Here is a 21,053-nt window from a genome sequence, read left to right on the forward strand (position 1 = left end):
GCCCACGACGACGCCCACGACGAGGACCGTCGGATGCGCCGAGGCTGCCTTCGCACGCGCCATCGGCCCTGGAGAGCTCGCATGACTGAGACGCAGACCACCGCCGAGGCGGTCACGACGACCCGGCCGACCCTGCTGGAGGCCCGCGACCTGCACGTCGAGTTCTCCTCCCGGGGCCGCCGCGCCCGCGCCGTGGACGGCGTCAACCTGGCCATCGGCGAAGGCGAGATCGTCGCCCTGGTCGGCGAGTCCGGCTGCGGCAAGACCACCCTGGCCCGCACCCTCCTCGGCCTCGAACGCCCCACCTCAGGCGAGGTCCGCTACGACGGCAACCCCCTCACCTACACCTCCAGGGCACTCAAGACCTACCGCCGCCAGGTGCAGCTCGTCCTCCAGGACCCGACCGGCTCACTCAACCCCAGACACACCGTGTACGAGGCCGTCGCGGAAGGCCCCCGCATCCACGGCCTCCCCGACGAGCAGGACCTCGTGTCCAAGGCCCTCTCCCACGCCGGCCTGCGCCCCCCGGACCGGTTCTTCCTGCGCTACCCGCACGAGCTGTCCGGCGGGCAACGCCAGCGTGTCGTCATCGCCGGCGCACTCGCACTCAACCCGAAGGTGCTGATCGCCGACGAGCCCGTCGCCTCCCTGGACGCTTCTGTACGCGGCGAGATCCTGGCCCTGCTGCTCCGGCTACGCGACGACCTCGGCCTGTCCGCACTCGTCGTCACCCACGACCTCGGCCTGGCCTGGAACATCGCCGACCGGGTCGCCGTGATGTACCTGGGCAGAATCGTCGAATCCGGCCCCGTCGAACAGGTCCTGACCGCCCCCCGGCACCCGTACACCCAGGCCCTGCTGTCCGTCCTGCCGGAATCCCCCGAGCGAGTGGTCCTGACCGGCGAACCCCCGGACCCCACCAGGATCCCGGGCGGCTGCCGCTTCCACGCCCGCTGCCAGGTCCTCGCCTCCGGCAAGGCTGCGGAGGCAGGCGTGCACACCCGCTGCCGCACAGAACCCCTGCCCATCCTGCCCGCCACCCCAGAGGCCCAGGCAGCCTGCTACTACGCGGAGACGACAACCACCTAACCCCTCGGCCCGGGGCAAGCGCGGCCCCGAACGCCGGCGGCCGCGCCACCGCCCGGCCCCTGCGCCCGTGCCCGCCCCTGCGCTCGTGCCCCTGCCCGCGCCCGTGCGCGCGCTCGCTTCTGGGCCTGGTCGGAAACGGTGGGGAAACGGCCGCTGCGCTACTCCTGTACCGCATGACGCACCGAACATCCCGCGCGGCACCGGCCTCTTCGCCGGCGCTGTCGCTGTCGCTGTCGCCGTCACCGGCAATGTCACTGTCGTTGGCGCTGTCACTGGCGCTGGCAGGGCTGGTGGCGCATCCTTCCACGGCGAGCGCCACCGCCGTACCTCTCGCCGGGAGCGCCACCGTCGTGTCGCCGGCCGTGAGCGCTGCCGCAGGACCGGCCGTCTCGGGTAGCGCCGCCGGGTCGGCCGCCGGGAGCGCCGCCACCGGGCCGACCACCGTGGGCACCGCCGCCGCGTCGACCCCTCTGAGCAGTGCCGTCACGTCGACCGCCGCGGGCGCCGGCTCCGGTGTGCCGTCGGTCGAGTGGGCGGCCTGCCCGTCCTACACCGATGACGTGATCCGGGGTCTCGGTGTGAAGGAGGAGCAGATCCCGGCGTTCCGTACCGAGATGAAGCGCTTGCAGTGTGGCAAGGTCAGCGTCCCGCTGGACCATCGCGACCCCGCCGGACGAAAGATCGACATCGCGGTGACCCGGCTGGCCGCCACGGACCCGGAGGGGCGGCTCGGTGCCGTAGCCGTCCTGCCCGGAGGGCCGGGCAACAGCGGCTTCCTGGACCCGATCCTGCGGGCCGCGCTCAGGAACGAGGAGATGGCGCGGCTCAACGAGCGCTACGACATCATCGGTTTCGACCCGCGCGGCGTGGGCTACAGCACCAAGGTCGCCTGCCCCACCCCGCCGGTCGGCCCGCAGACGCCCGGCGCGTTCACCAAGGAGACGGCGAGGAAGGTCTACGACGCCCAGCTCGCCGCCAACCAGCAGTGCGGCCACTCCGACCCCGCCTTCCTCGGCCAGCTCACCACCACGAACGTGGCCAATGACCTCAACCTGGTACGAACCGCGCTGGGGGAGAGCAAGCTCAACCTGCTCGGCTTCTCCTGGGGCACCTACCTGGGCATGGTGTACCGCAGCCAGTTCCCGGAGCACACCGGACGGGTCTTCCTGGACAGCGTCGCGCCGCCATGGACCGACCTCGTCCGGCACACGGAGGGCGCGGCGGAGGCGGCCGAGCGCGACTTCGGGCGGATGGCCGCCTGGCTGGCCCGCCGCGACGGCCTCTACGGTCTCGGCGCCACCGCCGCTCAGGTGCGCCGGGAGGTGGCCAAACTGGTCCGCACGTACGACAAGAGCCCCAAAACCTACACCGACCTGCAGCGGCCCATCGACGGCTCGGCCGTCGCCGACCTGGCCAAGCTGAACTCGACCGACTGGGCGCGCGCGGGCAAGGCACTGTCCGAGCTGCGCACGTCAACGGGCACCACCGCCCCACCCACCGTCAAGCAACTCCTCGGCGCCCCCATGATGGGCACCCCCGCACCCGGCGCACCCGAAATGCTGAACCGCACCATGAACTGGGCCGTCGCCTGTAACGAGGACGGCAGCCGACCCTCCTTCGACACCGCCTGGCGCACCTACCAGCGCCTCGTCGAACGCCTCCCGGCAACCGGCCGCGGCTGGGGCCTGGGCGGCGCCATGTGCCAGGGCTGGCCGCTCCCCGTCCAGGAGGCCGAGCTGCGGCGGGGCAGCGGGTCGCTGGTGCTGGGCGGGCACCTGTACGAGTTCATGTCCGCCTACGACTGGACGTTGCAGACGCGCCGCGCCATCGGCGGCACCGTCTACACGGTCGCCGACGACGTGCACGTCTCCACCACCCGCGTGCCCGAATGCGCGGCCGACGTGGTCCGCTACTTCGAAACGGGCCGCATCGACCGCGGCTGCCCAGGCATCCCCCTCCCCAGCTGACCCCCTCCCGCCCCTCTCCACCGATGCGCCCCCATCCGCACGTCCTCACCGCCCACCCTCGGAGCCCCATGTCCAGGTCGCCCGGCCACGCGGACGCCTGGTCCGTGTCCGAAGGCGGACCAGCCGTCCGGGGCGGGCCAGCCGTCCAAGGGCGGGCCGGCCATTCGGGGTGGGCGGGTGGGGTCAGTTGAGGTCGGCGTCGTGGACGAGGATGGCTGCCTGGACGCGGTTGGCCAGGCCCAGCTTGGCCAGCACTCGGCTGACGTGGGCCTTCACCGTGGCCTCCGTCAGGCGCAGCTCGCGGCCGATCTCCGCGTTGGACAGGCCGCGGGCCAGCGCCTTGATGACGTCCTCCTCCCGATCGGTGAGCCCCTCAAGCTGCCGGCGGGCCGCCTCCGCGCGTGAGGGGGCGCGGTCGGCGTACTGCTCGATCACCCGCTTCGTGACGGACGGCGAGAGCATCGCCTGACCGCCCGCGACCGTGCGCACCGCGGCGGCGAGCTCTCTCGGCGGGGTGTCCTTGAGCAGGAAACCCACGGCGCCGAGGCGCAGCGCTTCGTGGACGTACTCGTCCGCGTCGAACGTGGTCAGCATGACGACCTTCGGCGCCTCCGGGGCCTTGAGGATGCGGGCGGCGGCGGTGAGGCCGTCCATGCCGGGCATCCGCACGTCCATCAGCACCACCTCCGGCCGCAACCGCCCGACCGCCGAGACGGCCTCGGCGCCGTCGCGGGCCTCGCCGATCACGGAGATGTCGCCCGCCGCCTCCAGGATCATCCGCAGCCCGGACCGGACGAGAGCCTCGTCGTCCACCACCAGGACCCTGATCATCCCGGGCTCCCGCCGCCTGCGGTGGTGCAGCTTGCTCATGCCGGGATCCTGGCGCGGACGAGGAAGCCGCCGCTCTCCTCGGTGCTGGTGCGGAGTGTGCCGCCGAGCAGCTCCACGCGTTCGCGTAGGCCCACCAGGCCCCAGCCGGCGCCTGACAGGTCTGTGCCGAGCAGGTTCGCGGGGTGGCCGTGCGGGGGTCGGTTGCGGATCTCCACCTCCAGTTCTCCGTCCGCGAAGCGCAGCAGGACGTCCGTGTGGGCGTCGCCTGCGTGCTTGTGCACGTTGGTGAGTGCTTCCTGGATCACTCGGTACGCGGTGCGCTCCACCGTTTCCTCCACCGGCCGGGGATCTCCCTCGTCGTGTCTGGTCACCGTGATGCCGAGTGCGCGGGACTGGTCGAGTAAACGGTCGAGGTCGCCGAGGGTGGGCTGTGGTCGGAAGGCGGCGTCGGAATCGCCCAGGGCGGGACGTGGGCTGAGGCCGGGGTCGCCCAGGGAGGGGCGCGGGCCGAGGCCGGGGTCGGGGGAGTCGGGGCGGGGGGCGCGGAGGACGCCGAGCACGTCGCGCAGGTTTGACAGGGCCTCTCTGCCGATGCCGCCGATCAGGGCGGCGGTCTCGGCGGTCTCCTCGTCGGTGGTGCGCACCTCCAGGGCGCCCGCGTGCAGCACGATGAGCGAGACCCGGTGCGCGACGATGTCGTGCATCTCCCTGGCGATCCTGGCCCGCTCCTGTGCTCTGACCTGCTCGGCCAGCATGATCTGCTCGCGTTCGAGCCGTCGCGCGCGCTCCTCGGCCGTCTCCCTCCTGGCGCGTGCCCACAGGCCCACGGCCAGCGGGAGGCCGATCGTGCCCAGTGCCATGAACAGGGCGTTGCCCAGGCTCGCGGTCATGATCTCCTGCGGGCCGTCGCGTGTCTCGCCGACGAGCGCCGAGACGCCCTGGACAGCCAGGCATGCCCCTAGGTAGGCGGCCAGGCCGCGGCCCCTGCCGAGCGTACGGCCGGCGAAGTAGGAGGCGACCAGCAGCGGCGGCCACACCACCAGCCAGGCGTAGGTGACGGCGCCGATGGCGGCCAGCGGCCACCAGGACCGCCGCGCGTGCCAGGCGGCCACGCCCGCCGCGCCGGCGATCGCGACCTGCACGGGGAACGGGAGGTCGGACGGCACCCCCATCTGCCCGCTCATCACGAACAGGGACACCGCGAGGACCGCCACGCCGAGCAGTGCGAATCGCATGGTCACAGGGTAGGGGCGGGCTGGGGAAAGGCTGTTACGACGAAAGTAGTAAGGGGGCGTCTGCCGAGCGCGTGGGGTCCGTAGGCTCGGGGTCCCGTGGGTTGAACGGGGCGGTGGGTTGAAGGGGTCGGTGGGGCTGGAGTCGGGGGTAGGCGGGTCAGTGTTCGTAGGTTTTGAGGGTGATGGCGTTGGCGGCGCGGGCGATGGGGCCGGTGATCCGTTCGATCATCCGGTTCCGGCCGGGCAGGTGCGGGAGCAGGCGCATCATCGTGAGCTGGAGCCACAGTGCCGCCCGTGATCCGATCACCATCCCCTTGATGTTGGCCGGGCCCAGTGCCTGGTTGGCCGTCACGAAGGGCCGGAGCTCGCGTTCGTAGCCGTCCGTCCCGCCGCCGGTGGCCAGCTCGCCCGCCAGCACGTACGCCCCGACGACGGCCAGGCTCGTCCCCTGCCCGGAGGCGGGTGAGGCGCAGTAGCCGGCGTCGCCGACCAGCACGACGCGGCCTTTGGACCAGCGGTCGAGGTGGATCTGGGCGACGGAGTCGAAGTAGAAGTCGTCGGCGTCGCGGGCCGCGTCGAGGAGGGCGGGCACCTGCCAGCCGGCCCCGTCCATGGCCTGGGCGAGCAGGTTCTTCTGCGCGGCGACGTCGCGGTGGTCGTAGGTGAGGGGCGGGGAGGACCACATGAACAGCGCCTTGGCCCGCGTGTCCTGGCGGGTGCTGTAGACGTTGGCGGTCCGGCCGGCGGTGGCGTGCACGGCTTCCTCGCGGTCCAGGCCGAGGGTGTTGGGCACGGTGCAGATCGAGATGTAGTGGCCGAGGTGGCGGGTGAAGGCGGACTCGTCGCCGAAGGTGAGCCGCCGGACGTTGGAGTGCGCGCCGTCGGCTCCGACGATGAGGTCGAACGTGCGCGGGCGGGATCGTTCGAACGTGACGGTGCCGTCCTCGGCGATGCCGGTGATGGAGTCGTCGAAGAGGTACTCGACGTCGTCGCGGGTCAGGTCGTACAGCAGTTCGTTGAGGTCGCCGCGCATGATCTCGGCGTCGGGGCCGGTGCGTCCGCCGAACAGGTCGGCGTCGACGGTGGTCAGCGGGCGGCCCGAGGCGTCGTAGTAGGTGGCGACGCGCATGTCGGTGGCTCTGGCGCGGACGGCGTCCAGCAGGCCCATGCGCTCGATGACCTGCAGTGCCGCCCCGCGCAGGTCCACCTTGTAGCCGCCGGTGCGGAGGGCGGGGGCGCGCTCGACGACGGTCACGGCGTAGCCGTGCCGGCGCAGCCAGTACGCGGTGGCGGTGCCCGCGATGCTCGCTCCGGAGATGAGGATGTTCGTCATGAAAGGGACGGTACATCCGTCTAAGACGCTTGTCTAGGACGATTGTGTTAGCCTCTGGTCATGGGAAACAGGGAAGATCTGCTGGCGGGGGCGAAGCAGTGCCTGATCGAGAAGGGCTACTCGCGCACGACCGCGCGTGACATCGCGAACGCGTCCGGCGTGAGCCTGGCGGGCATCGGCTACCACTTCAAGTCGAAGGAAGCGCTGATGAACGAGGCGCTGTTCGCGGTGATGCAGGAGTGGGGCGAGGAGCTGGAGGCCACCCTGACGGCCGACGTGCGGCCGGACGCCACGCCGCTGGAGCGGTTCGAGGCGGCGTGGGACCGGGTGGTGGAGTCGTTCGAGAAGCTGCGGCCGCTGTGGGTGACGCAGTTCGAGCTGCTCGGGCAGATCGACCACGTGCCGGAGGTGCGTGAGCAGCTCGTACGGGCGATCGGGGAGGCGCGGCTGGGCCTGGCCGAGCTGTTCGAGGGGGTGGCGCAGGGCACCGATCCCGAGCGCGAGCGCCTCACCGGGACGGTCTACCAGGCCATGCTGACCGGGTTCCTGTCGCAGTGGCTGCTCGACCCGGCCAGCGCGCTGTCGGGCCGCGAGGTGGTCGCGGCCCTGCGCATGATCGTGAACGGGAACTCGAGCGGGAGCGGGAACGACGACACGAGCATCCCCTGATCACGGCCTGCCCCCGCCGCGAAGATCAATGGCCGCTGGTCACGGCCGGTCACGCACAGAGGTTCCGTGCGACGTACCCGCTGATCAGGGCCGGCCCCGCTCGCGCGTCGGGGTCAGAAGGCGCTGATCGTGGCCGGAGCGCGTTCGGCCCTGCTCAGCGTGCGGATGACCGCCGTCGGCCCGTGGCGGTGCACGGCGAGCCGGGCCAGCAGCTCCACCACCGGGTCGATCACGGAGGCGGGCAGTTCGGGGGTCTCCACCCCCACGCTGGCGGCCAGGTCGTCGGAGTGGACGACGAGCTCCACGAGCCGGGTGAGCAGGAAGTCGTCGAGCCGCAGCGACCAGCCGGACCACGGCAGGAACACGACCCGGTCGGCGGGCTCGGCGGCCAGGGCGGCGCTCTGCATCTCGTACAGTGCCTGGGCCCGCTCGACGAGCACGGCGGGGCCGGCCGCCGCGGCCGCCTCGCCGCCGCGCCGGACGCTGAGGTTGCTCTCGTGGTCGAGGCCCGCCTGCACCCACGGCGAGCGCGAGTAGTGCTCGATGAGCGTGATGGGCTCCCCGGCCTGGCCGTTGGGCGGGAGCACGTCGCCGACCCGTACGAGCTGGTGGGCCAGGTGCCCGGCCAGTCCCGCGACGCTGAACTCCATCAGCGCGCTCGGCTTGTCCCACGACGCCGCCACGGCCGGATCGCGCAGGAGCGACACGGCCGACGCCGCGGCCACCAGATAGGACTGCCTGCTTTCCCCCATTTGCCGCCCTTTCCCGGTTTCAGGTGGTGATTGGTGCCAGCACTACGCTCGTAACAAACCACCGGAGCCTTGCCATTCTTCCTGCGGAAACTCAGGAGGTGGCGAGCGCCCGTCCGGCGGATGATCCTTCTCAGGCGGTGGCGAGCGCCTGCCTGATCGCCGACCTGACGAACGCCCGCGCCAGCCGCCCCCGCCTGAACCGGCTCAGCACCGGCCGCGGCGTCCCGTAGCGGCGGGCCCGCACGTCGGCCACCACCGGCTCCGGCGCCCCCATCCCGGCCAGCACGTCCAGCGCCTCCAGCTTGCTGATCAGCCGCCCCTCCCGCAGCGTGACCGTGGCCCTGGCGACGGTCAGCATGCCGAGGTCCACCCAGACGTCCTGCAGCCAGCGCCGCCGCTCCTGCGCCTTGACGAGCCAGAAGTCGCGCAGGTCCGTACGGACGTACCGGATCAGCTCCTCGTCCGAGACGGGCGGCAGCAGGCCGGCCGGCGGCGGCCCGTACAGGACCCTGGCCCCGTCGTGCAGCTCGCGCCGGGTGACCGCGCTGACGGGGCGCCGGTAGATCTGCTGGTGCGCCCACGTGATGTGCTCGGCCCCGAGGTCGTCCAGCTCCTGCCTCGACATGTACGAGCAGTGCAGCAGCTCCGCCAGCGGCAGGCGGATCCTGCGGTGCACGGCCTTGATCCGCCGCCAGTCGCCCATCGTGGCCGGCGAGTCGAGCACCGCGATCAGGTCGAGGTCGCTGCGTCCTTCCTGGTAGTCGCCCGCCGCGAGCGAGCCGTGCGCCCAGAGCGCGACCAGGGGGACGGCGGGCTCGATGCTCTCGAGAAAATGCGTGAGCAGTCGCTCGGTGGCTGCGTGCATGATGGCAACTATGATCGATACACGGCTGTCAGGAAAGGTCGCGCTGATCACAGGCGCCAATCACGGCATCGGCGCGGCGGCCGCGAGCGCGCTGGCGGCCGAAGGGGCCGCGGTGCTCCTGACGTACAAACGGCTCGAGCCCTTGAACGAGCCCGCCTATCCGGACACCTACGACCGGGCCCGCGCGGGCACCGCCGACGAGGTGGTGCGCCGCATCCGCGAGGCGGGCGGCACCGCCGAGGCGTTCGAGGCCGACCTGGCCGGCGCGGAGGCGCCGAAGCGGCTGTTCGACCTGGCGGAGGAGACGTTCGGGCCGGTGGAGATCCTGGTCAACAACGCCAGCGGCTGGCTCAGCGACACCTTCACGCCCACCGAGCGCGACGGGTTCGGCCGCCCGCTGCGGCTCGTGGACGCCGAGACGCACGACCGGCAGTTCGTGGTGGACGCGCGGGCGGCCGCGCTGCTGATCGCGGAGTTCGCCCGGCGCCACCTGGCGCGCGGGGCGAGCTGGGGCCGCATCATCGGCCTGACCTCCGGCGGCTCCGACGGCTTCCCGACCGAGGTCTCGTACGGCGCGGCGAAGGCCGCCCAGGAGAACTACACCATGTCGGCCGCGCACGAGCTGGGCCGCTACGGCATCACGGCCAACATGGTCCACCCGCCCGTCACCGACACCGGCTGGATCAACGACGAGGTGGCCAGGGCGGTCGCAGAGAGCGCGGTGCTCAAGGAGATCGCGCAGCCGGAGGACGTGGCCGAGGTGATCACGTTCCTGGCCTCGCACCAGGGGCGGCGGGTGACGGGGCAGGTCATCAGGATGTACTGAACGGGGCTGTTCAGCACATCCGGAACAGGGCTGCTCAGGATGTGCTGAACAGGGCGCTGACCGACTCGCCGTAGTGGATCCGGCGCATGGCCTCGGCCAGGGCCGACGCGATCGACAGCACGGTGAGCTTGTCGGTGGGCTTGGGCGGCGGGACGGTGTTGGTGCAGACGATCTCCTGCACCTCGGGCAGCGCGCTGAGCCGGTCGAGGGCGTCGGCCGAGAACAGGCCGTGCGTGCACGCCACGCGTACGGACCGCACGTCGCGCTCGCGCAGCCGGTCGAGCAGCTCGATGACCGTGCTGCCCTTGGCGATCTCGTCGTCGAGGATGATGACGTCCTTGCCGGCCACGTCGCCGATCACGGAGCTGATCACGACGCGGTCGTCGCTGAAGCGCTGCTTGGCGCCCATGGCGACGCCGGTGCCGAGCAGGCGGGCGAAGTGCGCGGCCTCCTTGGCGTTGCCGAGGTCGGGCGAGACGACGACCGTGTTGGACAGGTCGTACCGGCGGAAGTGCGCGGCCAGCTCGCGCAGCGCGTGCAGGTGGTCGACGGGGACGCTGAAGAAGCCGTGCACCTGCGGCGAGTGCAGCGTCATCGCCAGCACCCGGCTGGCGCCCGCGGCCACCATGAGGTCGGCGACCAGCCGGGCGCCGATCGAGATGCGCGGCGCGTCCTTCTTGTCGCTTCTGGCGTAGGCGTAGTGAGGCATCACCACGGTGGTCCGGGCGGCGGAGGCGCCGCGGGCGGCGTCGAGCATGAGCAGCAGCTCGACGAGGTGCTCCTGCACGGGAGGCACGAGCGGCTGGATGAGGTACACGTCGCGCTCGCGGCAGTTGGCCTGGAGCTGCACTTCGAGCACGTCATTGGCGAAGCGGTTGATCTGGACGGGGTGCAGAGGGGTGCCCAGGTGGGCGCAGATCTCCTCGGCCAGTTCGGGATGGGCGCTGCCGCTGAAAACCGTGATGTCTCGCACGATTCCCACATGGTAGCCAGGGGCACCGACGTTCCACGAGAGCAGCCCTGGGGTCAGCGCGTCTCAGGCGTTCCCGCCGAAAAGCCTTCCTGCGCTCACCCGACGAGCTCGGAGGAGAGCGCGTCGAGGCCGGGCAGGACGCGCCAGGCCAGGGCGAGCGCGTCGGGCGCGGGCGGGTAGCGCGGGTGCGGCACCGCGATCACGCGCATTCCTGCCGCGTACGCCGAGCGCAGCCCGTTGCTGGAGTCCTCGACCGCCACGCATTTCTGGGGGTCGGCCCCGATGCGCCGGGCGGCCTCCAGGTAGCCGTCGGGCGCGGGCTTGCCGCGCGGCACCTCCTCGGTGGAGACGGTGGCTGCGAAGCACTCCGTCAGCTCGGCCGCCTCCAGCACGACGTCGATGAGCCAGCGCGGGGACGAGCTGGCCAGCCCCAGCGTGATGCGTCCGGACAGCCGCCGGACGGTCTCGACGGCCCCGGGCATGAGCGGCACGTCGTCGCGGTACCGCGTGGCCATCTGCTCGACGACGCCGCGCGCGATCTCGTCGGGCGGCAGCTCGACGCCGAGCTCGTGCAGGTACGCGGCCCATTCGCCGGTGCTCATGCCCATGAGTCTGGACTGCGTGTCGGGCTGCCAGGTGCCTCCGTGGTCGGCGACGAACGCGCGGCGCACCTCCTCCCAGACCGGCTCGCTGTCCACCAGCACCCCATCGAGGTCGAACACGCACGCTTCCATGGCACCCAAGCCAACCACATCCACTTGTCGGAGATTCATCCTATTTAGGGCCTTTATTGAGCTATTTGCCGGGAAAGGAGGGCATGCGGCTGTGCATGGCAGACCTTCCCTTCCACGACAGAGGCGACTTCGAGGACGCGGACCGCGGCTTCATCGCGAAGCTCAGCCCCGCCGTGATCAGAACGGTCGACGGCAGGGTCGTGTGGGACAACGACTCCTACGACTTCCTCCAGGAGGACTGCCCCGGCACCGCCCATCCCAGCCTCTGGAGACAGGGCCAGCTCTGCTCCAAACAGGGCCTGTACGAGGTCACCGACGGCGTCTACCAGGTACGGGGCCTGGACCTGTCCAACATGACGCTGATCGAGGGCGAGCGCGGCGTCGTCGTCATGGACCCGCTCATCTCCACCGAGTGCGCCGCCGCCGCGCTCAAGCTGTACCGCGCCCACCGCGGCGAGCGCCCCGTCACCGGCGTCATCTACACGCACGCCCACGCCGACCACTTCGGCGGCGTCCGCGGCGTCACCGGCGGCGGCGTGCCCATCCTCGCCCCCGCCGGCTTCATGCGGCACGCCGTGGCCGAGAACTTCTACGCCGGCCCCGCCATGGCCCGCCGCGCCGTCTACATGTACGGCCGCGCCCTGCCCCGCTCCCCGCGGGGCCAGATCGGCGCCGGGCTGGGCATGACCGCCTCGACGGGCACGATGTCGCTCATCCCGCCCACGGACGAGATCGCCCGCACCGGCCAGGAGGAGACGGTCGACGGCGTCAGGATGATCTTCCAGCTCACCCCGGGCGCCGAGGCCCCCGCCGAGATGAACGTCCTGCTGCCCGACCGGCGCGCCCTCTGCCTGGCCGAGAACGCCACCCACAACCAGCACAGCCTCCTGCCGCTGCGCGGCGCCGCCGTGCGGGACGTGCGCGCCTGGGCCAGGTACCTGACCGAGGCCATCGCCCTGTTCGCCGGCCGCGCCGACGTCGCCTTCGCCTCGCACCACTGGCCCACGTGGGGCGCCGAACGCGTGGAGCGCTTCCTCAGCCGGCAGCGCGACATGTACGCCTACCTGCACGACCAGACCCTGCGCCTGCTCAACAAGGGCCTGACGGCACCCGAGATCGCCGAGGTCGTCCAGCTCCCGCCCGACCTGGAGCGGGCCTGGCACACGCACGGCTACTCCGGCTCGCTGGTGCACAACGTCAAGGCCGTCTACCAGCGGTACCTGGGCTGGTTCGACGGCAACCCGGCGCACCTGTGGGAGCACCCGCCGCGGGAGAGCGCGATCCGGTACGTCGAGTGCCTGGGCGGCGGGGCGGCCGTGGTCGCGTTCGCCCGGCGTTACATCGACGAGAACGACCTGCGCTTCGCCGCCCAGCTCCTCAACCACGCGGTCTTCGCCGACGAGGGCAACAAGGAGGCCCGCGACCTGCTGGCCGAGGTCTACACCCGGCTCGGCCACGGCGCCGAGAACGCCACCTGGCGCAACTGCTACCTGTCGGGCGCGCTGGAGCTGGCCGACGGCACCGTGCCCGCCACCCTGGACACCGCCTCGCCCGACTTCTTCGCCGCCCTGACCGTGGAGCAGATCTTCGACTCGATCGCCATCCGCGTGGACGGGCCGCGGGCCTGGCACGAGCGCCTGTCCATCGACTGGCACCTGACGGACCTGGGCGAGCGGTACCGTACGACGCTGTCGAACGGCGCGTTCATCCAGCAGCCCGCCCCGCGCGACGGCGCCGCCGACCTGACGTTGCGGCTGACGAAGGCGCAGCTCGTGGGCCTGCTGACGGGCAAGGGGGTGGAGGGCGTGCGGCGCGAGGGCGACACGACGGTGCTGCAGCGGCTGGTGGCCGTGCTCGACCGCCCGGTGCCGGACTTCGCGATCGTCACCGCCTGACCGGATCAACTCTGTCCGGCCGCCCGCAGCGCCTTGCAGGCCAGCGCCAGCAGCGTCACCGCGACCGCCGCGACACCCGGCCCGACCAGCAGCGCCGTCGTCAGCTCGCCCGCGTGCCAGGCCGCCGTCACGATCGCCGCCGACGTCAGCACCGCCACGCCGAACATGGCCCCCCACAGCGGCAGCACGTGCAGGTACGCGAACAGCAGCGGGAACGCCACCCACACGAACGGCGGCGCCGCCACGGCCAGCACCGCCCACCAGCCGGTCACCAGCCCCAGCCAGACCTGCCCGGCCACGGCCCGGCCCTGGAGCGCGGGGCCGGCGGCGTACAGGAGGCCGAGCAGCACCCCGCCGGCGGCCGGCCAGCCGCGATCCTCGCGCAGCGCGCCGAGCACGGCGATCAGGAGCAGCCCGGCGGCCGTGACGTGCACGGACGATCTCAGCAGACGTAGCGGAAAGTCAGTCATCAATCACCAACAGTAACAACACGGCGAGGCCGGGCGACAGCGGTGATCGCGAAGTACAGCAGCCCGGCCAGCACGAGCGCGATCGCCACGCCGATGTTCGCCGTCCCGAACGTGCCGCTCTTCAGCTCGTCGCTCATCAGGAACCCGACGAGACCGGCGATGTTCGGATCGGCCGAAGTGATCAGCCCGAGCCCCGCGGCCGACGCCACGACCAGCGACACCACGCCCTGCCAGTTGAGCGCGGGCGCGCCCGCCCGCAGCAGCCGCTCGTCGTACCCGCGCCCGCCGGCCCGCAGCCGCCACATGTCCACCAGGAAGATCGCGACCCAGGCCGCCATCACGACGCCGACGATCGCCAGGAACGCCTGGAAGGTGGCCAGGAAGCTCGTGGAGACGAACAGCAGGTAGTAGCCGCCGAGCACCATGAGCAGCCCGTCGACCAGCACCGCGTAGTGCCGCCTGATCGGCACGCCGAGCGCCAGCATCGACAGGCCGGACGAGTAGATGTCCATGATCGCGCCGGCCAGGAAGCCGCCGACGGCGGTCAGCAGGTACGGCACCAGGAACCAGGTCGGCAACGCCCCCGCCAGCGCCGCCACCGGGTTGGCCCCCGCCTGTCCGGCCAGCGTGGGATCGCCGCCGGCCAGCAGCACCCCGAACACGAGCAGCACCAGCGGCGGCAGCGCGCCCCCGAGCGTCGTCCACAGGGCCACCGAGCGCGCCCGTGAGCGGGTGGGCAGGTAGCGGGAGTAGTCGGCGCCGCAGTTGACCCAGCCCAGGCCCAGCAGCGTCATGGCGAAGATGACCCCGCCCACCCAGCCGCCCGCGCCCGACGTGGTCTCCAGGGAGCCCGTGCCGAGCCTGGGCACCATGAGGACCATGTAGACGACCGTCAGCACGATGAACGCGTAGGTCAGGTAACGCTGCACCACCATGATCAGCTGGTGGCCGTACACGCCGACCGCGATCACCACGGCCGCCGCGACGGCGAAGCACACCGCCGTGATCGGCGTGGACGCGGCTCCCCACGCGGGAACGAGCCGCTGGATGATCTCCGCGCCGCTCTGCGCCGCGAGCGTGACGAGCACGATCTCCCAGCCGACATTCGAGACGTACGAGAACAGTGTGGGCAGCTTGTTGCCCTGGTAGCCGAACGGCGCCCGGCCCAGCGTCATCGTCGGCACCCCCGACCTGGTGCCCGCGATCGCGACCAGGCCGACCAGCAGGAACGACAGCGCGTACCCGACGGCCCCGGTGACGATCGCGGGCACGACGCCCAGCCCGAGCCCGACCACGTACACGCCGAAGGCGACCCCGAACAGCGACAGGTTCGAGCCCGCCCAGGGCCAGAACAGGTCTCTCGGCCTGCCGTGCCGCTCCCGCTCGGGGACGGCGTTGATGCCGTTCTGCTCGACCGCCATCGTGTCCATGATCGGACGTTACCCATCCTTGCCCGGGAAACGAACCCGTCTCCGGCCGGAAGCAAAGAAACGGCTCATAGGCGATATTTCATGGCTTCACGGGAAGTGTGTGCGAGGTGATGGGGGAGACCAGGACCGACCCGCGGCGGCGCGCGCTGGCCGTCTGCCTGGTCTCGGCGTTCATGACCGGCCTGGACGTCAGCATCGTCAACGTCGCCCTGCCGTCCATCCGCGAAGGGCTCCAGGCCACCGAGGACGGCCTCCAGTGGACCCTGTCCGGATACGCGCTCACGTTCGGCCTGCTCCTGGTCCCCGCCGGCCGGCTCGGCGACGCCCGGAGCCGCCGGACGATCTTCCTGTGGGCGGTCGCCCTGTTCACGCTCTCCAGCGCCTTCTGCGGCTTCGCCTGGAGCATGAACGTGCTCATCGTGGCCCGCCTCGTGCAGGGCATGGCGGCCGGCATGCTGAACCCGCAGGTCTCGGGCCTGATCCAGCAGATGTTCCACGGGTACGAGCGCGGCCGCGCCTTCGGCGCGCTCGGCGCCACCATCGGCGTCTCCACCGCCGCCGGGCCGCTCATCGGCGGGGCGCTGGTCACCGTGTTCGGGGCCGACGCGGGCTGGCGGTGGGTGTTCCTGGTGAACCTGCCGATCGGGCTCCTGCTGCTCCCGCTCGCCTGGCGGCTGCTGCCGCGCCCGCAGCTCGTGCACACCCGGCCCGAGAGCATGGACCCCGTGGGCGTGCTGCTGCTCGGGATCGGCGTGGCCGGGCTGCTGCTGCCGTTCATCCAGCGGCACCAGTGGGAGGGGGCCGCCAAGTGGCTGCTCGTGCCGGCCGCGCTGGCGGTGCTGGCCGGGTTCGTCACCTGGGAGCGGCTCTACCGGCGCGAGCCGCTGGTGAACCTGGAGTTGTTCCGCAAGCGCTCCTACAGCCTCGGCTCGGCCATCGCGCTGTTCTACTTCGCCGGCTTCACCGGCATCTTCTTCATCTTCACCCTCTACCTGCAGAGCGGCCACGGCTACAGCGCGCTGCTGGCGGGCCTCGCGATCACGCCGTTCGCGCTCGGCTCGGCGTCGGCCGCCATGCTCGGCGGGCGCCTCGTGTCGCGCATGGGGCGGCGGCTGGTCGCCATCGGGCTCACCCTGGTCATCGTCGGGCTCCTCGCCACCATGGGCGCCACCGCGCTCGTGCCCGGCGCCGGGGCCGGGCTGGCCACCGCGCTGCCGCTGCTCGTCGCGGGCCTCGGCAGCGGCCTGGTCATCTCGCCCAACCAGGCCATCACGCTGTCGGAGGTGCCGCCCTCCGGTGGCGGGAGCGCCGCCGGGGTGCTGCAGACCGGGCAGCGCCTCGGCTCGGCCATCGGCATCGCGGCGGCCGGGTCGACGTTCTTCGGGTCGCTGGGCGAGGGGTGGCCGACCGCGTTCCGGCACGGGCTGGTCGTGGTGGTGTCGTCGGTCTCCATCGCCCTGCTGGCCGCCCTGTACGACCTCGTCCGCACCCGCCACGACCCGGCCCCGTCCCCGACCAGGCCGCACGCCGACGAGACCGTAACGCGACGCTCCGGTGAGGAAACGTCATGAGGCCAGGAGGCGTGCCTCCAGGTCCGGGTCGAGGCCCTTGAGCGGCCGGTCCGCCCGCAGGGGCGCCTGCCCGCCGAGGCCGCGCAGCCAGGCCCACGTGTCGGCCACCGTCTCCGCCACCGGCCGCACGCGCAGCCCCGCCGCCACCGCCTTGCCCACGTCAGCCCCGTGCAGGAAGTCGTGGTCGGCGCCGACCAGCCAGAACGGCAGCCCCACCCACGGCTCCACCCCGGCCGCCAGCAGCCGCTCCTCCTCGATCCAGCGCAGCTCGGCCCCGGACCCGGTCACCTTCACGCACGTCTCCAGCAGCTCTCCCATCGTCGTGAAGCCGGGCGGCGACACCACGTTGAACGCCCCGCCGACGCCCCGCGCCCCCGCCTCCAGGCACCACACCGCGAGATCGCGGGCGTCGATGTACTGCAGGCCCCGGTCTGCCGGGGCAGGCGCCACCACGGCCCCGCCCCGGGCGATCCGGCCGAGCCACCACGGCAGTCGCCCGACGTTCTCGTGCGGCCCGATGATCAGCCCCGCCCTGGCCAGCAGCGCCCGGTCGCCGAACGCGGCCACCGCCCCCAGCTCGCCGCCCGCCTTGTTGCGCGCGTAGGGGCCGTCACCGTCGTCGGCCGAGGCCGCCACCACGGGCGCGCTCTCGTCGGCCCCGAACGGCACCGGCTCGGCGTGCACGGACCGGCTGGAGACGTACACGTAGGAGCCGGCCCGCCCGGCCAGCAGCGCGGCGGAGTCCCTGACCGCGGAGGGCGCCCACGACCAGGTGTCGACCACGACGTCCCACTCGCCGCGCTCCAGCGCCGCCAGCCCGCCGGGCGCGGTGCGGTCGCCGCGTAACACCGTCACCCCGGCCGGCGGCTCCTGGGTGCCCCGGTTGAACGCCGTGACCTCCCACCCCATCGCCAGCGCCTCGCCGACGACCACCCGGCCGACGAACCCCGTGCCACCCAGCACCAGAACCTTCATGGCACCCACCCTGCCCGCCGGGCCGGCCGCTCGTAAGCCGTGCACGCCGTCAGCGGAATCGCCGGGAGCGAAACATGTACGGAGAGTATCCGTCGATCATGTTGCGTGCGCCACGGGCGGGTAAAGGTTACTCACAGTGATGACAGGAAGGCGGGGACGGGATTGACAACACGGTTGCTGCCAAGAGCCCGCAGGCTGCTGCCGCGTTCGATCCGGGCGCGGCTGACCACGGCCGCGACCCTGGTGGCCGCGGCCGTGTTCGTCGGCGCGTCGATCCTCACGCTCGCCACCGTGCGAGGGGCCGGCGCTTCCGCCGACGTGGACGCGGCGCTCAGGTGGATCCATCTGATGGTGTTCCTGGGCACGCCGCTCGTCCTGGTGATCGTCGCGCTGCTCACCTGGGCCGCGGTGAGCCACGCGCTGCGTCCCGTCGAGCGCGTACGCGCGGAGCTGGCCGAGATCACGGGCCGGGACCTCAGCCGGCGCGTCCCCGTCCCTCCCACAGGCGACGAGATCGCCGACCTGGCCGCGACCACCAACCACACCCTCGACCGCCTGGAGCGCTCGGCCGAGACGCAGCGCCGCTTCGTCGCCGACGCCTCGCACGAGCTGCGCAGCCCCATCTCCGCCCTGCGCGCCCAGCTGGAAATGGCCGCCAGCTATCCCGACGAGACGGACTGGCCGGCCACGGGCATACGGGCGCTGGCCGCCGCCGACCGGCTGACCGGCATCATCGACGAGCTGCTGATGCTGGCCAAGCTCGACGCGGGCGCGCTCACGCAGCGCCGCGTGGTGGACCTGCGCCAGGTGGCGGAGGAGCAGCTGCGCCACCGCGCGGGCGGCCCCGTGCCGATCCTCCTGCGCGCCCGCGCGGCGGCCCCGGTGCTCGGCTCGCCGGTGCAGCTCGACCGCCTCCTGACGAACCTGCTCGACAACGCCACCCGCCACGCCCTGTCCAGGATCGAGGTCGAGGTGGCCGTACGGGAGGAGCAGGTGGTCGTGACCGTCACCGACGACGGCGACGGGATCGCGCCGGAGGACAGGGAGCGGGTCTTCGAGCGGTTCACCCGCCTGGAGAGCGCCAGGGCCAAGGACAAGAGCGGCAGCGGCCTCGGGCTGCCGCTGTCGCGGGAGATCGCCACGGCCCACGGCGGCACCCTGACGGTCGCCGACCACGCGCCCGGCGCCCGCTTCGTCGCCGTCCTGCCGTTGCACCGTGGCTGAGCGCGGCAGGGGCCTACACTCGGCGGCATGGACCTGCGCGAGCTCTCCGAGGAGATCGAGTCCATCTCGCGGCGGTACGCCGATCACCTGGGCATCGAGCGCGACGACACCTGGTTCCTGCTCAAGCTGCAGGAGGAGGTCGGCGAGCTGACGCAGGCGTTCCTCATGCTCACCGGCAGGGCCAGGACGAAGGGCCGCACCGGGGAGGAGCTCGACGCCGACTTCAGGGCGGAGCTGGCCGACGTGGTGTGCCACGTGCTGCTCATGGCCCGCCACCACGGGGTGGATCTGGAGGCCGAGATCGCGCGCAAGTGGCTGGCCTGGAAACGGTAGGGCCCCGGCCGACACCGGGGCCCTCCGCTGGTCAGGGGATCACTTGATGAAGGTGATCCGGTCGGCGGGAGACGGGCTGATGGGCGAGTGGGCGCCCAGGTAGGCCGTGAACGCGTCCAGGTCGATCGGGCCGCTCCACGTGTCGGTGCTCTGCGTGAACACCGAGAAACCGTCGCCGCCGCCCATCAGGAAGTTGTTGGCGGCGATCTTGATGGACTGCGTGTCCGTGACCGGCGTGCCGTTCAGCTTGATGTCGGACACCCGCGAGCCGACCGGCTTGGTCGTGTCGAAGGTGTAGGTGAGCGAGGACGACACTTGCAGGACGCGGTGCGTGATCGCGCCCGTCGTCGGGTTGGGCGTCCAGACCTGCTGCTCCAGCAGGGCCTTGAGCTGCGCACCCGTGTAGGTCCGCACCTGCACGATGTTGCTGAACGGCTGGACCTCGAACGCCTCGCCGTAGGTGACGACGCCGTCGCCCTCGGAGCCCTTCTGCGCGTACGTCAGCGACGTCCGGATGCCGCCCGGGTTCATCAGCGCGATCTCGGCGCCGCCCGCCTTGGCGGCTTCGAGCTGCGAGTCGGCGATGAGGTCGCCGAGCGCCGTCTCCGGCTTCGTCGTCGCGGCCGAGCTGTTGTTGACCACGTTCGTGATGTCGGCCGTGATCGTGCCGATCTTGCGGTCGGCGACGGCGGCGCTGCGCGTCTTCCACGCCTGGACCTGCGCCTCGACCTGCGGGTCAGGGGTGACCGTACGCGTGACGACCTTGTTGTCGGCCTTGACCGAGGAGCGGATCACGTCCTTGGTGCGCTTGTCGATCTGCAGGTCGATCTGGGTGAGCACGCGGCCGAACGACGACCCCTGCGTGTAGTAGCGGTCCTGGCCGGCCGGGTCGCTGGTCTTGCAGATGTACGCCTGGTGCGAGTGGCCGCTGATGACCAGGTCGATCTGCGGGTTGAGCTCCCTGGCGATGCGCGAGCCGGCGTTCGTGGTGTTCACCGAGCAGGCGTCCGGGCTCTGGTTCGGCGTGATCGAGTCGCCCTCGTGCACCAGGACGACCTGCGCCTTGACGCCCTTGCGCGCCAGGTAGGCCGACGCCCGGTTCGCCGCGGCCACCTCTTCGGTGAACTGCAGGCCCTTGATGCCCTCGGCGGTGACGATGGTCGGGGTGGTGGCCGTGACCAGGCCGATGAAGCCCACCTTCACGCCGTTGATCGTCTTGACGTAGTAGGGCGGCAGCGCGTACGTGCCGGTGTCCTGCTTCAGGACGTTCGCGGCGAGGAAGTCGAAGTCGGTGCCCTTCCACTCGCCCGCGGGCGAGCAGCCGTCCACGGGGTGGCAGCCGCCGTTCATCAGGCGCTGCAGCTCGGCGTAGCCCTCGTCGAACTCGTGGTTGCCCGCCGAGGTGGTGTCCAGGCCGAGCGAGCCGAGCACCTCCAGCGTGGGCTCGTCGTGGTAGGCGGCGGAGATCAGCGGGGACGCGCCGATCAGGTCGCCCGCCGCCACGAGCAGCGTGTTCCTGTCACGGGCCTGCTTGATGTGCGTCGCCAGGTACGACACGCCGCCGGCGATCGAGTACTTGCCGCCGGCGATGCCGGTCAGGGTGCCGTCCGTGTCGACCAGGGGTCCGTCGGGGTCGAGGATGCGGCTGGAGGAGCCGGACGGGGGCTCCAGGTTGCCGTGCAGGTCGTTGATGCTGAGCAGGCGGACCGGGACGGTCTGCTTGCCGTGGCCGCCATGGCCGCCGTGGCCGCCGGTCGAGGCGACCGCGGGGGCGACGGCCAGGGCGATCCCGGCCGCGGCCGCGGCTCCGGCCGAGAGCAGCCGGAGGAGGGTGCGTGACGTCATGACAGGAACGTTACGGCGTGACGCTATGCAACAAAT

General features: G+C 71.9%; 19 protein-coding genes. 8 read left to right on the top strand and 11 right to left on the bottom strand.

The window, feature by feature from the left end:
* Positions 1-81 precede the first annotated feature (81 nt).
* Both HCN51_RS20725 and HCN51_RS20730 read left to right on the top strand, forming a co-directional pair.
* The gene (locus HCN51_RS20725; protein WP_168011184.1) at positions 82-1,089 is read left to right on the top strand and encodes an ABC transporter ATP-binding protein; all 1,008 of its coding nucleotides are present in this window, start codon (positions 82-84) and stop codon (positions 1,087-1,089) included.
* Between the two features lie 248 nt (positions 1,090-1,337).
* Positions 1,338-3,056, top strand: coding sequence for an alpha/beta fold hydrolase (locus HCN51_RS20730; protein WP_168011185.1), 1,719 nt, complete (start codon positions 1,338-1,340; stop codon positions 3,054-3,056).
* Positions 3,057-3,239: 183 nt separating this feature from the next.
* Here HCN51_RS20730 and HCN51_RS20735 read toward each other — a convergent pair whose 3' ends face one another.
* From HCN51_RS20735 to HCN51_RS20745, 3 genes are all read right to left on the bottom strand, one after another.
* Positions 3,240-3,887: a response regulator gene (locus tag HCN51_RS20735; protein WP_168011347.1), complete on the bottom strand. Its 648-nt coding sequence runs from the start codon at positions 3,885-3,887 to the stop codon at positions 3,240-3,242.
* A 35-nt stretch (positions 3,888-3,922) separates the two neighbouring features.
* The gene (locus tag HCN51_RS20740) at positions 3,923-5,122 is read right to left on the bottom strand and encodes a sensor histidine kinase (protein ID WP_168011186.1); all 1,200 of its coding nucleotides are present in this window, start codon (positions 5,120-5,122) and stop codon (positions 3,923-3,925) included.
* A gap of 157 nt (positions 5,123-5,279) precedes the next feature.
* On the bottom strand, positions 5,280-6,455 hold the full coding sequence (locus HCN51_RS20745; RefSeq protein WP_168011187.1) for an FAD-dependent monooxygenase: 1,176 nt from the start codon (positions 6,453-6,455) through the stop codon (positions 5,280-5,282).
* Positions 6,456-6,515: 60 nt separating this feature from the next.
* On the opposite strand from HCN51_RS20745, the gene HCN51_RS20750 reads away from it, so the two are divergent.
* Positions 6,516-7,124, top strand: a complete 609-nt coding sequence (locus tag HCN51_RS20750) for a TetR/AcrR family transcriptional regulator (RefSeq protein WP_168011188.1) — start codon at positions 6,516-6,518, stop codon at positions 7,122-7,124.
* A 113-nt stretch (positions 7,125-7,237) separates the two neighbouring features.
* Here HCN51_RS20750 and HCN51_RS20755 read toward each other — a convergent pair whose 3' ends face one another.
* Together HCN51_RS20755 and HCN51_RS20760 are read right to left on the bottom strand one after the other, a co-directional pair.
* Entirely contained in the window at positions 7,238-7,876 is a 639-nt protein-coding gene (locus tag HCN51_RS20755) for a maleylpyruvate isomerase N-terminal domain-containing protein (protein WP_080043461.1), read from the bottom strand.
* A gap of 130 nt (positions 7,877-8,006) precedes the next feature.
* The gene (locus HCN51_RS20760; RefSeq protein WP_080043460.1) at positions 8,007-8,741 is read right to left on the bottom strand and encodes a nucleotidyltransferase domain-containing protein; all 735 of its coding nucleotides are present in this window, start codon (positions 8,739-8,741) and stop codon (positions 8,007-8,009) included.
* Between the two features lie 10 nt (positions 8,742-8,751).
* On the opposite strand from HCN51_RS20760, the gene HCN51_RS20765 reads away from it, so the two are divergent.
* Positions 8,752-9,567, top strand: a complete 816-nt coding sequence (locus HCN51_RS20765; protein WP_168011189.1) for an SDR family NAD(P)-dependent oxidoreductase — start codon at positions 8,752-8,754, stop codon at positions 9,565-9,567.
* Between the two features lie 34 nt (positions 9,568-9,601).
* On the opposite strand, the gene HCN51_RS20770 is transcribed toward HCN51_RS20765, so the two are convergent.
* Both HCN51_RS20770 and HCN51_RS20775 read right to left on the bottom strand, forming a co-directional pair.
* The gene (locus tag HCN51_RS20770) at positions 9,602-10,540 is read right to left on the bottom strand and encodes a ribose-phosphate diphosphokinase (RefSeq protein ID WP_080047313.1); all 939 of its coding nucleotides are present in this window, start codon (positions 10,538-10,540) and stop codon (positions 9,602-9,604) included.
* Positions 10,541-10,635: 95 nt separating this feature from the next.
* On the bottom strand, positions 10,636-11,262 hold the full coding sequence (locus HCN51_RS20775; RefSeq protein ID WP_346433725.1) for an HAD family hydrolase: 627 nt from the start codon (positions 11,260-11,262) through the stop codon (positions 10,636-10,638).
* 107 nt (positions 11,263-11,369) lie between these two features.
* Between HCN51_RS20775 and HCN51_RS20780 the strand changes: the two genes are divergently transcribed.
* A complete protein-coding gene (locus HCN51_RS20780; protein WP_168011190.1) occupies positions 11,370-13,169 on the top strand; it encodes an alkyl/aryl-sulfatase in 1,800 nt (599 codons plus the stop codon).
* 5 nt (positions 13,170-13,174) lie between these two features.
* Here the strand turns inward: HCN51_RS20780 and HCN51_RS20785 are convergent, their stop codons facing one another.
* Positions 13,175-13,639, bottom strand: coding sequence for a hypothetical protein (locus HCN51_RS20785; RefSeq protein WP_168011191.1), 465 nt, complete (start codon positions 13,637-13,639; stop codon positions 13,175-13,177).
* Complete coding sequence (locus tag HCN51_RS20790) at positions 13,639-15,069, bottom strand: purine-cytosine permease family protein (RefSeq protein WP_168011192.1); 1,431 nt, start codon at positions 15,067-15,069, stop codon at positions 13,639-13,641. The genes HCN51_RS20785 and HCN51_RS20790 overlap by 1 nt, the downstream gene beginning before the upstream one ends.
* A gap of 110 nt (positions 15,070-15,179) precedes the next feature.
* Between HCN51_RS20790 and HCN51_RS20795 the strand changes: the two genes are divergently transcribed.
* The gene (locus HCN51_RS20795) at positions 15,180-16,640 is read left to right on the top strand and encodes an MFS transporter (RefSeq protein WP_168011193.1); all 1,461 of its coding nucleotides are present in this window, start codon (positions 15,180-15,182) and stop codon (positions 16,638-16,640) included.
* Here the strand turns inward: HCN51_RS20795 and HCN51_RS20800 are convergent.
* Positions 16,635-17,615 carry an NAD-dependent epimerase/dehydratase family protein gene (locus HCN51_RS20800; RefSeq protein WP_168011194.1) on the bottom strand — a complete coding sequence of 327 codons (981 nt, stop codon included), beginning with the start codon at positions 17,613-17,615 and terminating at the stop codon, positions 16,635-16,637. The genes HCN51_RS20795 and HCN51_RS20800 overlap by 6 nt on opposite strands.
* 174 nt (positions 17,616-17,789) lie before the next feature.
* Here HCN51_RS20800 and HCN51_RS20805 point away from each other — a divergent pair, with 174 nt between their 5' ends.
* Together HCN51_RS20805 and HCN51_RS20810 are read left to right on the top strand one after the other, a co-directional pair.
* A complete protein-coding gene (locus tag HCN51_RS20805; RefSeq protein ID WP_168011195.1) occupies positions 17,790-18,839 on the top strand; it encodes a sensor histidine kinase in 1,050 nt (349 codons plus the stop codon).
* 27 nt (positions 18,840-18,866) lie between these two features.
* Entirely contained in the window at positions 18,867-19,172 is a 306-nt protein-coding gene (locus HCN51_RS20810) for a nucleoside triphosphate pyrophosphohydrolase family protein (protein WP_168011196.1), read from the top strand.
* A 39-nt stretch (positions 19,173-19,211) separates the two neighbouring features.
* Here HCN51_RS20810 and HCN51_RS20815 read toward each other — a convergent pair whose 3' ends face one another.
* Entirely contained in the window at positions 19,212-21,017 is a 1,806-nt protein-coding gene (locus tag HCN51_RS20815) for a bifunctional metallophosphatase/5'-nucleotidase (RefSeq protein ID WP_168011197.1), read from the bottom strand.
* Between the last annotated feature and the right edge of the window lie 36 nt (positions 21,018-21,053).

The organism is Nonomuraea composti (genome assembly GCF_012034275.1).
GTDB lineage: Bacteria > Actinomycetota > Actinomycetes > Streptosporangiales > Streptosporangiaceae > Nonomuraea > Nonomuraea composti.